We start from the raw sequence: 13,155 nt of genomic DNA on the forward strand, positions 1-13,155 counted from the left end.
TGATCAGATGCCACCGGCTGAATATGAAAACCTGTATTATCAACGGCTCGGAAGTGTCTAGATTATCCGTGGCGATTCAATTCATTAATTCACCGGTGCGTTCGCTAATACGATAGCCGCTGGTCATGGCCAGATAACGTAATTCAACAAGACGGCGTTTAGAGGAGAACACTTCATTTTCACTATCGAGTAAATCCAGCAGCGTACGCTCGCCAAGACTAAATTGATCCTGATAAGCCGTGCGCACTTTGACGCTGCGGTCGGCGTATTCTTCCGCCGAAGGAAGCTGAGCGCGTGCGTTTTGCAGTGCGGTCCAGGCCAGGCGCAGCTCCTGATTCAGCTGGCGCAGCGTGTTATTACGTACATCCTGAGCCTGCTTGTGCAGATAAGCACGGGAGTTCATGTTGGCTTTGTCGCTGCCGCCCTGGTACAGGTTGTAATGCAGTTTGACCATCGCTTCCCACTCTTCGGTGTGTGCGCGGGTGGTATCGGTGTTGTTGCTAATTCCGCGTGAAAGCTCAACGTCCACACGTGGATAGAAGGTTGATTTCGACGCTTCATACTGCTGGTGCGCAGCTTCGATATCCGCATTGGCAGACTTCAGTAATGGATTATTTTTTTCCATCCGACTTTTGGCATCTTCCAGCGAGGTTGGCAGCTGAGAGTCAATGCTCTCTGGCTGGCTTAAACCCTGCGGATCCATGCCCGTCACGCTGACAAAGGTAGTTTTCGCGTCTTCAAGGTTAGTCTGCTCGGTCAACAGGTTGTTACGCGCCTGTGCCAGACGCGCTTCGGCCTGCATAAAGTCCCCGGAGCGCCCAACGCCCTGATCGGTACGCAGTTTTATCTGGTCGTAAATGCGTTCGTGGTTCGCCAGATCGTCTTCAGCAAGGCGCACAAACTCTTCGCGTTGCAGCACGTCGAAATAGGCCTGAATCACCGCATAAGCGGTGCTTTCGCTGGTGTTCATCACGCTGTAAGCGCGTGAGTCTACGGTCGCTTTTTGTCGTGCCACTTCGCTGTTGGTCGCAAAGCCGTTAAACACATTTTGCTCAAGGCTGATAGTCGCCTCGTTAGGGGACTGAGTCAGGCCGTTATTGCGACCAGTCGCGCGGGTAGTTGCATCATCAACATTTTTGCGCCCGGCCTCTGCGTTTAAATTTAGTGATGGTAAATAACCACCTTGTGCGGCCCGCAGATCTTGCTCTGAGGAAAAACGGCTATTAATTGCAGCATTAACTTCAGGATGATTGGCTAATGCATCTTTAACTGTATTTTGTAAGTCTTCTGCATTTACTGCATTTATTGAAAAACATGAAAGCAGAAAAACTAAAAGCTTCTTCATGACATGAATGCCCTATATCTCACGGTTATGACATCCAGTTGTCATCGCTATCATCCATTTTTACAAACACGTTATATTAATTAACAAATGTGAATTATCTTAATTGAAGCCTGTAATCAGCTATTCAGCGACATGTTTTGTCACATCGTGTTTTTTTTTGGTTATTTTTTATTATATTCATTTGCCAGTCAAGTCTCATGTAATTGCATTCTATAAAATGTGTTTTTTTCTACATTGAGATATTAATGTTTACATTAATTGAATGTGATATTTGTTCGTTAATATATTAACGAGTTTATAAAAATAATGATGGTAATTAAGTGAGGTTACGGTGAGCAAATTACTCGGTGTGATCAAAGCAATTATTGGACAGGTTTACGTAGTTGATGCCAATGGTGCACAACGACTGGTTCATGAAGGCGACAGGGTATATAGCGGTGAAGAAATTGTGACCGGTGCCAGCGGCGCGGTAAGTATCTCTTTACCAGACGGAAAAACGCTGGATATAGGCCGTAATAGCCATTGGGGTGAGCATGGGCTACAGGTTAGCCATCATCCGGAAAGTAGTGCTCAGGATATTGCCGCCGCACAAAAGGCCATTGCCGATGGCGCTGACCCGACGCAGGTGCTGGAAGCCACCGCGGCGGGTAATGAAGCACCGGTAACCTTAGAAGGCGGCGGTGGGGGGCACACTCTGGTTCAGCTTGAACTGACCGGGCAGGTGGTTGATCCGACAGCAGGTTTTAACACCAAAAGTCTGGGAAGCCCGAACTGGGATATCAACTTGCCAATTGGGGGAATTGATGCAGGTTCCGCGAGTGTTTTCCCGCCTGAGGTACAAATTACCGAGTTTGCCGGCAACGACGGTTTCATTAACAAAAGCGAATTCCACCAGACCCATTTAAGCGGCACCAGTAATCAAAATCACATCACACTCACCTTCACCGATAGCCAAAAAAACACATTTACCGTTACTGTTCCGGTGAGCAACGGGCACTGGAATATTGATACCGATCTGGGGGGACTGGTTCCGGGAAATGTAACAGTGGTGGCAATCGCGACCGATGTGACGGGACGAACGGCAGAAAGTTTTGATCATGCGCTGATTGATATTACCGGACCACACATCGACATTACCGTTGATAATGTCACGCCGGATAACCTCATTAACTACGAAGAGTCACGTCAGCCGCAAACCCTGATCCACGGGTCGGTCGGCGGCGACACTAAACCTGGCGATATCGTTACTTTATTGGTTGATGGTAAAGAATATACCGGTGTTGTTACCGACCCCGGAAATGGGACTCTGACTTATACCATCCCGGTACTGACCCAAGGGTTACTGCATGACCCGAACATCCACGCCACGTTAACCTCTACTGACGACGCAGGAAATACCACCATTGTTTCCACGGATCATCATGTCGATAACGACCTGTATGCGCAAAATGCCGTGACCATTGAAACGGTGGCGAATGATGATGTCGTCAACGCTAATGAGTCTCGTATGCCGACCATTATTTCTGGCATTGCCAGCGGTGATGCGAAAGCGGGTGATCCGGTTACGTTGACCATTCAGGGCAAAGCGTTTCACGGCACGGTTTTCGACGATCATGGCCAGCTACGCTATGAAATCGTTGTGCCTTCCGCAACCCTCAAAGAGGGGGCCAACGATGTGCAGATGACGCTGGTCAGCCATGACGCGGTAGGCAATGAAGCCACTGCCGTGACGCACCGCACCGTGGTGCTGGATACCCAGGCGCATAACGTGCTGACTATCGACAATGTGACCGACGATAACACCCTGAACCGTGTAGAGCTGTATATGCGCAATCAGGTGATTTCCGGTACCGTCAGCGGGGAAGACGCGAAAGCTGGCGACCCAGTACTGGTAGAGATCAACGGTCACCAGTACAACGGTCAGATCATCGATCTCGGCAATAGCACGCTGGGCTATCGTATTGCGGTGAACGCTGTCGATTTTACCAACAACGCTGCAAAAATCGATGGTTATATGGACGTGAAGGTAACGGTCACCTCTCACGATGCGGCGGGCAACCTGGCGATTGCCACCGACACCCACAGCGTGCATGTCGACAATTTCGCGGAAAACACGGTACATATCGATACCGTGGCGAACGACAATGTGGTCAACGCCATTGAAAACCGCATGACCACGCTGATAAACGGCGTGGCAGGCGGCGATGCCAGCGCGGGGGATGTGGTTACCGTCAGCGTGCAGGGGCAGCGTTTTACCGGCACGGTGGTCGATGAAAACGGCGAGCTGCGCTACGAAGTGGCGGTGCCGGTCGGCACGCTGAAGGAAGGTAAAAATGATGTGCTGGTGACGCTGGTCAGCCACGATGTGGCGGGCAACGAAGTGACCGCGCTCGCGCACCGTACCGTGGTGCTGGACACCAAGGCGCATAACACCGTCAGTATTCATGATGTCACTGGCGATAACACCCTGAACTTTACTGAGCTGTCAGCGGCGAAGCAGACAATTACCGGGAACGTTCGCGGGGAAGATGCGAAAGCGGGCGACCCGGTACTGGTGGAGATCAACGGCCATCAGTATCACGGCCAGGTGATTGATACCGGGAAAAACACCCTCGGCTACCGCATCACGGTAGATACTTCTGACTTTGCCAACAACAGCGTACCGATTGACGGTAATGTGGAAGTGAAGGTAACGGTCACCTCTCACGATGCGGCGGGTAACCTGGCGATCGCCACCGGCACTCACAGCGTGCACATTGATAACTTCGCTATCAACCAGGTCAGCATTGATGCGGTAGCGACGGATGATGTAGTCAACGCCATTGAAAACCGTATGGTAACGCTGATTAGCGGTGCGGCTGGCGGTGATGCCAGAGCCGGCGATGTGGTCACTGTTAGCATGCATGGGCAAAACTATACCGGAACGGTCGTTAATGATAACGGCCAGTTGCGCTATGAAGTGGCGCTGCCGAAAACGGCCTTGTTGGAAGGCAAAAATGAGGTGGTGGTCTCGCTGGTCAGCCACGATGTGGCGGGCAACGAAGTGACCGCGCTCGCGCACCGAACCGTGGTACTGGACACCAAAGCGCATAACACCGTCAATATTCATGATGTCACCGCCGATAACACCCTGAACTTTACTGAGCTGTCGGCGGCTAAACAGACGATTACCGGTTTCGTTGGCGGTGAGGATGCAAAGGTAAACGATCCGGTCTTACTGGAGATAAATGGCCATCAGTACAGCGGTAAGGTGATTGATTTTGGCCGCGGTAAGCTGGGTTATAGCATCGATGTGGATTCTTCTGCATTTGCTGATAACAGCGGTCATGTGCTGACGAATGTGAAAATTACCGCGATGGTCACATCTCATGACGCAGCGGGAAACCTGGCGATCGCGACGGATTCCCATAAAGTCCATATCGATAACTACGCGGAAAACACGCTTAAAATTGATGCAGTGGCCACGGACAATGTGGTCAACGCCATTGAAAATCGGATGCCTACCATAATCAGCATCGTCGCTGGCGGCGATGCCAAAGTGGGCGATGCGGTGAAAATAAGCCTTCATGGGCAAGACTTTAACGGCAAGGTGGTCAACGAAAACGGCCAGCTACGTTATGAAGTGGTTCTGCCGCATGGAACCCTGCATGAAGGTAAGAACGCAGTGGTAGCGACACTGGTCAGCCATGACGCACTGGGCAATGAAGTAACCAGTGAGTCGCACCGTATTGTCACCCTTGATACTCATGCGCATAACACTATCTCGCTGGATAATATCGCTACGGACAATGTCCTCAATTACCAGGAACTGTCCGCGACAACACAGCGTATTACCGGCATCGTCGGTGGGGAAGATGCGAAAGTCGGCGATCCAATACAACTGGTGGTTAATGGTCATCAGTACGATAGCAAGGTCATTGACCTTGGTCACGGGCATCTGGGTTACAGCATTGATGTGGACTCATCGTCGTTTGCGAACAACAGCGACCATGTGTTGACCGATGTCGATGTACACGTCACGGTCACCTCTCATGACGCGGCGGGTAACCTTGCCATCGCTACCGATAGCCATAAAGTTCATATCGATAACTTTGCCAAAAACGCGGTGACGACGAATATCGTCGCGTCGGATGATGTGGTGAACGCGATTGAAAACCGCATGCCGACGCTGATTAGTGGTATCGCGAAAGGCCTCGATGCCAAAGCGGGCGATGTGGTTACCGTCCACGTACAGGGGCAAACACAGGACTTTAGCGGCACGGTGGTTAACGATCACGGCGTTCTGCGCTACGAAGTGTTTGTTCCAACAGGTGTGTTGCAAGAAGGCAGCAACGACGTGATGGTGACGCTGGTCAGTCACGACGCTGTGGGCAATCAGGCGGTTGCGGTGGAGCATCGAACCGTTACGCTGGATACGCAGGCACAAAGTACCGTCGATATTGATAGCGTCACTGTTGACGGCAAACTTAACCATCTTGAGCTGGATACACCGATGCAGCTCATCAGCGGTAAGGTGGGCGGGGACGCGCAGGTTGGCGATGCGGTGATCGTAGAAATCAATCACCAGACGTTTAACGGCAAGGTGATTGATCTTGGCGGCGGTCAATTAGGCTATCAGGTCCCGGTCAACTCAACGGTGTTCAGCGATAATAAAACCGATCAGGATAAAGATGTGACCGTGAGCGTCACGGTTATCTCTCACGATGCGGTGGAAAATGAGGTCATTACTACCGCAACCAGTGTTGTGCATATTGATAACCATGCCGATGCTAAAATCACCGTTGATACGGTGGCGGGCGATGACAAGCTGAACGGCGCAGAAGCCGCGAAACACCTCACTGAGGTGATGGGGACGGTTTCGGGCGATGTGCATGTCGGGACTAAAGTTCAGGTTATTGTCAACGGACATACTTACGATACAACCGTTCAGCGACTCCCGGAACATAACAATGCGCTGGGATATAAGCTGGACGTTCTGAGCCGCGATTTGGTTAAAGACCCGCATATCGTTGCCCGCGTAGTCGGCGAAGATAATGTGCAAAATTTCCATAAAGCGGAGATAACGCACGACCTGGTAGTTGATTTACATGCTAAGGCAATACTGACGATCGATCCCGTCACCGATGACAATATGATTAATGGCGATGAATCAAAACAGCCATTCACCTTGATAACCGGGAGAGTGGGGGGGGATGTTCACGTTAATGACGTTGTTTATCTCACCGTTAATGGTCACGTCCTGACGGGAAAAGTGCACGATGTGGGGGGCGGGGTTCTCGGCTATAGCATTAAAGTCAGTACTGCCGACCTTATCTCCGATCCGCATTTAACCGCGACGGTGAGCACCACCGATGGTGCGGGCAACCCGGCCACGGCTAATGCAGAAACCACCGTTATTATCGATACCCGTGTGGATGCTCAGATAACCATTGATTCCGTGACGCCGGATAATACGCTGAACCTTGCAGAGCAAATGCATGGCTATACGATAGTGAGCGGTACGGTGAGCGGTGAGGTCCATCCTGGCGATCCGTTTACCATGACCATCAATGGCCATAACTATGCCGGGGTGGTGGAAGATCGTGGCAATCAGCAGATGGGCTTCCACCTTCCGGTTTCAACGACCGACCTGGTTGCCAGTCCGCATATTGAAGTCTCAATGGATGTGACGGATGCGGCGCAGAACCATGCCCATATTGTGGCGCACCATGATGTTAATCTGGACAGTAAAGCTGAGGCCGAAATTACAATTGATCCCGTAACAGGGGATGATGTACTGAACGCCGTTGAACTGGGCAAGTCTCTAACGACCATTAGCGGTACAGTCGGCGGTGACTCGAAAATTAATGATGTGGTGCACCTGAATATCGGTGGCCATATGGTTGATGCCACAGTGACGCACCTGCCAAATCTTGGCACTCTGGGCTACTCCATTAATGTTGATACCCAGTGGCTGCAAAGCGATCCACATATTACTGCGACTATTACCACCACCGATGGGGCGGGGAATAACGCCACGGCGGATGCACGTAGTACCGTAGTCATTGACGATCAAGTTGACGCAACAGTGCATATCGACCCAATCGTTACCCATGATGGCGATGCGGTGATCAACCACGATGAAGCCCTGAATCCAGAAACCACCGTCACCGGGACGGTGGGCGGGGATGTTAAAATTGGCGATATGGTTGAACTGACCATCAACCATCAGACCTATTTTGCGCGGGTGGAAAATCAAAACGGTCAGCATGTATTCAGTACTAAGGTTTCGACCTTAGATCTGCTCATGGATCCGAATATTCATGCTGAAGTAACGGCTAAAGACGATGCAGGTAACATCGCGCGTGGGTACGATGATATGCCGGTGCAGGTTGATACCGTTGCTGACGCAGGGATCACCATTGATACGGCCTCTAATGGTCTGCCGCCGGGTCAGACGGTCGCGAATGATCTGTCTGCTGGCCACAGACCTGACTTTATCTCTGTATCCGGACATGTTGATCCCGATGCCATTAAGGGAGATACGATAACCATTACGGTTGGTCAAGGAATTGTCTATACCACCCATGTAGTGACCCTGGCGGATGGCACTCTCGGTTATCAGGCCAACATAGGTACAGGTGATCTTGCCGATGATGGCAATATTGTGGTTTCCATCACCACCCATGACAATCATGGTAATACAGCCACGGCGACAGAGCATAAATTTATCGATTTGCCCTGGTTACACAATACGGCAGTGAGCGGTAATACCCCTTATGGTTTCACTACCCCGCCAGTGGTAACGCCTCCTTCAACGGGTACAGGAACAACACAACCTCACCAACCGACCGTACACCTTACCGTTGATAAGGTGGCGGGCGATGACGTTCTCAATCATGACGAAGCGCTGAAATCGACAACGCCAATCCGTGGCTTTGTGACTGGCGATGTTCATATTGGTGATGATGTTATTGTGACTATTAACAATGTTTCATACACCGGGCACGTAAAGGCTATCCCGACTATGCCGGGACAACTGGCATATGAGGTTGATGTCCCGACCACAGCGCTTCAGGCGCATCCGTCGTTCGATGTCTCCGTCACAGTGAAAAATGCAGCGGGGACAGCAACAGACTCAGCGCACAAAAACATCACCGTAGATACGGAAAATCCGCTGCAGGTCACGATGGATAAGATTGCCGGGGATGATGTGATTAATGGCAAAGAAGCCCTGGCTGGTAAAGTAACCGTTAGCGGTACGGTCAGCGGTGAAGGTATCCATGACGGTAGCGTGGTGAACCTGCAGGTTAACGGTAATACGTTGACAGCCGTTGTTCATCTGCAACATGGTCAATGGGTCTGGTCGAAAGATGTCAGCGTCAATGACCTGCACAATAACCCGGATATTAAGGCGACGGTAACGGCGACGGACGATCATGGCAACCTGGGGAGTGCCTCTGCCAGCAGCCATGTTGTAGTCGATCTGAGTGCCGATGCCGGAGTCACTATCGATAAGATCGCGCAGGACAACGTGCTGAATGCGCAGGAATCGCTGCAACCTAAGATAGCCGTAACGGGTTCAGTATCGGGAGATGTGCATCCGGGTGATAAGGTGACCCTGACGGTTAACGGTAATGAATATGCGGCCACGGTGGACCAGAGCCATCATTACACTGTTGATATCTACACCAAAGACCTGCTGGCGGATCATGCCATTGTGGCGAAAGTAATGGGTTATGACGAGCATAAGAATGTGCAGTCCGCCAGCTTCACGCAGAATTATTCAATTGATACGACGACAACGGGCAGTGTGACCATCAATACCGTTGGTGGTGACGATGTTATCAATGCCGATGAGGTAAAAGCAGGAACCGTTGAAGTCAGCGGTCAGGTCGATGGCGATGTGCATCTCGGTGATAAAGTCGACATTCTCGTCGATGGTGTCACGGTTCATACGCGAGTCATTGAACTGCCGCATATGAACGGGCAATTGGGTTACAAAGCGATGGTGAGTACGGTCGGGCTGCAGAACGATCCGACTATTCATGTCAGCGTGCATGGGCACGATGCGGCGTTGAATCCAATGCATGCCGTCAACGACAAAACGGTCACTATCGACACGCAGGTGGATGCCAGCATCGTGTTGGATAAGGTGTCCATCGATGATGTGCTGAATAATGAGGAAACTCAGCATGCGAAAACCACCATCAGCGGCTATGTGACCGGGGACGTGGATGTTGGCGATCAGGTGACCATCACCGTTAACGGTAAAGACCTGGTTGCTGATGTGAAAAATAGCGGCGGTCAAAAGGTCTTTAGCGTAGACGCCAGTACGACTGACCTGATTCACGATCAAAAGATCCTCGCTCATGTTATCGCCCATGACGATGCCGGTAACCGTGATAAGGTCAATACCGATAAGACTATTACCATCGACAGAACCGCTGCGGGAACGATGGATATTGATAACGTCACCGCGGATAACGTTTTGAATCATCAGGAACTCCAGGGCGCGACGGTGAGGGTCACCGGGCATCTTGGCGGTGATGTTGATGTCTGGGATTCGATCAAATTAAAAATTGGCGGTCAGGATTTTACCGGTTCGGTAGATACGCTGAGCAATGGCGATCGGGTCTGGCACGTTGATGTGGACAGCCATGTCATGGAAGTGAACACCACGTTTTCGGTTGAGGTTAAAGGTCATGATGCGCCGGGCAACCCGTATTCAAAGACAACTTCCCACAGCTATTCTGTTGATCAACAGGCAGACGCCACGCTTATCGTCGATAAGGTTACCGGGGACAACCATATTTCACGTGCCGAATCACAGGATGCCGTCACGCATATTACCGGCAGCGTGAGCGGTGATGTACAGGACGGCGGTCATATTAAAGCGCTGGTAAATGGCCATCAGTACGATGCCATTCTACATCAGGGCAATAATGGGCTGACCTATGATATTGAGGTTGAGACTTCCGCATTCCGTGCCGGTCATAACCGCGTGAACGTATTGGTCGAGGCGCATGATGACCATGGAAATACCACACCCTACACGCAAACGCTGAACGTGACGATGGACGATCCCGTGCCAGTGAAAGGACATTCGGTGGATAAAGGGAATCATGCTGCGATGCAACATGCGCTGCACAACCTGTTCGATGACAACGCATTATCTCTGTCTTACGCACCAGCAGCGACCGGACACGGCCAGGCGACAGCGGTGCTCAGCGCCGATGATAAAGCGAAGGGGGTGCTCGAAAAAGTCGATCTCAGCGATCTGGCCCGTGAACTGCATGAAGGTGTGGATATTGCGAAGTATATTCAAAGCGGCGGCGATCATCACCTGATCGCCAGTCCGGCGAAGGTGGCGCATGGAATTGATACCGCGTTGTCGACTCCGGCAAGCGGCGATCTGCATTCTCCGAGCTACTCGTTGGATCACCTGATTGCTAAACCCGATCAAAACCACACTCACTAACGATTGCCTGCTGTCCTGTGTAAACAGGGCAGCAGCATCATGCAAAATGAAAAGGCACTGATATGAATTCTGATTCATCTGCTGCAAACGTGCAGGCAGAAGGCGTGGCAAAAAGTCCTGAAAATGACAACCAGCAGGCTTTAGCGATGCTGCAAAAAAGCGACCTGGAGATGGTTCGCGTACTCGACGATTTGATTTACCTGTTGATCCGTAAAGGCGTGATTGCCATTACCGATCTTCCACCGATGGCGCAGGTTAAATTAATGAATCGCGCGAACGCGCGCCAGGAACTTGGCGGGTTAGAACAACTGCTTGGTAACGATGAACGTATATTTTAGCTGATGCAGGCAGTTTGTAGGCCGGATAAGCGCAGCGCCATCCGGCTATACAAAGGCGTATCAAGACGCCAGTTTTATCACAATGGCGCGGGCTCACCTAATAATTGCCCCATTGCTCCATCAATCCCTAATTCTTGCAGCACCATAAGCTCACCTTCCGTTTCAACACGTTCGGCAATGAGCGGCAAATCAATACTGCGCGTGGCACTGCACAATACTTCAATAAACAAACGCTTATCATTTTCCTCATCAATTTTGCGGATATAGCTGCTGTCGATTTTCAGATAGGCAAGACCCCATTGCGACAGATGACCGATCATATCGAAACGGCTACCGAAGTGTTGCAGTCCCAGCGCGCAGCGATGCTGACCTACGGCTTTAACAAATGCCGCCATCTGATGGGGGCCTGGTAACTGATTTTCATCCAGTTCCAGAATCAGCTTGCTGGCTAATTTCGGTGAGTACCGTAACGGATTGAGCAGGTCTGCAATGGCGGTAGCGCTGGCGACAGAACTGCCAGAAATACTCAACGCTAGTTTTCCCGGCGCGGTTTTCAACTGGTTCAATGTGAGCTTCAACATGACTTTATCGAGTCGATGACTCCAGCCAAAGCGGTGGATCCACGGCAAGAACCGCCCCGCGGTAATGGCGTTACCCTGCTCATCAATAATGCGCGACAGCACCTTGTAATGCAGGATTTTGTCCGGCTGGCGGCAATCGACCACCGGCTGATAAACCAACTGAAACTGTTGATTTGCCAGCGCATGCTCCAGACGAACAAACCACAAATGCTGATCTTCTGTAGCCGCAGGTATTTCAGTGGTTGGAACGACCTGATGGTTGGTGTGTGTTTCCGCTTCAACCAGCAGGCGATCGGCCTGGATCAGCAATGACTGAGCATTTTCTCCGGCGCTGAATGGCACCATGCTGGTATAGGCAACCGGCTGTTGGTCTGACATTCCGGTGGCGTAAAAGGCCGTGAGTTTTTGGCACAGCGAATTGCATAAATCCAACATCTCACCATGTGTGACGCCAGGGCAGAGTAGGGCGAACTCACCGCCACGAATGCGGGCGAGCGTGCTGTCGAGAGGGGCATACTTTTCTCTGTGCGCGTTCAGCAGGTTGGCGATGTTGAGCAACAGCTTATCAGTATGCGGTCCGCCAAAGCGCTGATTCAGGCCACCTAAATCCTGAACGCGAACCAGCATCAGATATCCTGGTGCCGTATCGGTATCACTCAGTCGCGCCTGGAGCTGCATATCGAATGCCCGGCGGTTGGCAACCCCGGTCTGGCTGTCGAGATAAGCTTCATTGTGCAAGCGTTCGCTGTAGATAGCTTGTTCTTCAAATAACGATTTAAGCTTAGCTGCCATTAAATTCATGGCGCCTACAACGCGGCGTAATTCCGGCGTTTTGGGTAACTCGTGGAGTGTCAGAAACTCGCGACGGGTAATAGCTTCGGATTGTTTTGCCATGTAATTGAGCGGGCGCAGCAGTTTGCGTAGCAGCAAACTGCCGGCGATTAAGCAGGCGAGGCTACAGGACAGCATCCACAGCAGATTACCTAAGGTATTGTCCCACAGACGCTGCACGGCAAAGATAGGATCGCTGGTCACTTCCACGCGAGCAGCCTGCTGCCAACCGCGCATAATCGTTGCTTCACCAGTTTGCGGGGTGACATCCACCAGATCGACGAACCAAGCGGGGACGTTGGGAATTGTCGCTACCGCGCTACGCTCAAGCATTATTTTGCCGTTTGCCAGATCGACGATGCGGATTTTTTTGTAGTAACCACTATCGAAAATGGAGCTGACCATCAGCTCGATCATTGCCGGGTCGTTGACGTTGGGCGTTAGCGAAACGCCTAGCGCCGTTGCGGCATCCTGGGCATGTGAAAGGAGCTGGTTATTGGACTGATTGCGAGAACTCTCCAGCGTCACAATAAAATTGCCGCTGAACACAATCATCATAAAGAGAGAGATTGCCAGAAGTAACTGTTTAAAAAGAGACAC

Annotated in this window: 4 protein-coding genes; 2 read left to right on the plus strand and 2 right to left on the minus strand. The window is 51.3% G+C overall.

Features of this window, described 5'->3' with window-relative positions; genetic code table 11:
• Positions 1-76: 76 nt before the first annotated feature.
• The gene (locus OGY18_RS20200) at positions 77-1,345 is read right to left on the minus strand and encodes a TolC family outer membrane protein (RefSeq protein WP_286554173.1); all 1,269 of its coding nucleotides are present in this window, start codon (positions 1,343-1,345) and stop codon (positions 77-79) included.
• Between the two features lie 331 nt (positions 1,346-1,676).
• Here OGY18_RS20200 and OGY18_RS20205 point away from each other — a divergent pair, with 331 nt between their 5' ends.
• Positions 1,677-10,805: a retention module-containing protein gene (locus OGY18_RS20205; RefSeq protein ID WP_286554175.1), complete on the plus strand. Its 9,129-nt coding sequence runs from the start codon at positions 1,677-1,679 to the stop codon at positions 10,803-10,805.
• A gap of 62 nt (positions 10,806-10,867) precedes the next feature.
• Positions 10,868-11,143: a hypothetical protein gene (locus tag OGY18_RS20210; protein ID WP_079938737.1), complete on the plus strand. Its 276-nt coding sequence runs from the start codon at positions 10,868-10,870 to the stop codon at positions 11,141-11,143.
• 77 nt (positions 11,144-11,220) lie between these two features.
• Here the strand turns inward: OGY18_RS20210 and lapD are convergent, their stop codons facing one another.
• A complete protein-coding gene (lapD, locus tag OGY18_RS20215; protein WP_286554180.1) occupies positions 11,221-13,155 on the minus strand; it encodes a cyclic di-GMP receptor LapD in 1,935 nt (644 codons plus the stop codon).

It is taken from the genome of Citrobacter sp. Cpo142 (genome assembly GCF_030332425.1).
Lineage (GTDB): Bacteria > Pseudomonadota > Gammaproteobacteria > Enterobacterales > Enterobacteriaceae > Citrobacter > Citrobacter portucalensis.

Excerpts from the sequence above, each read along its gene's own strand:
- OGY18_RS20200 (WP_286554173.1), bottom strand. The coding sequence starts at position 1,345 with ATGAAGAAGCTTTTAGTTTTTCTGCTTTCATGTTTTTCAATAAATGCA.
- OGY18_RS20210 (WP_079938737.1), top strand. The coding sequence starts at position 10,868 with ATGAATTCTGATTCATCTGCTGCAAACGTGCAGGCAGAAGGCGTGGCA.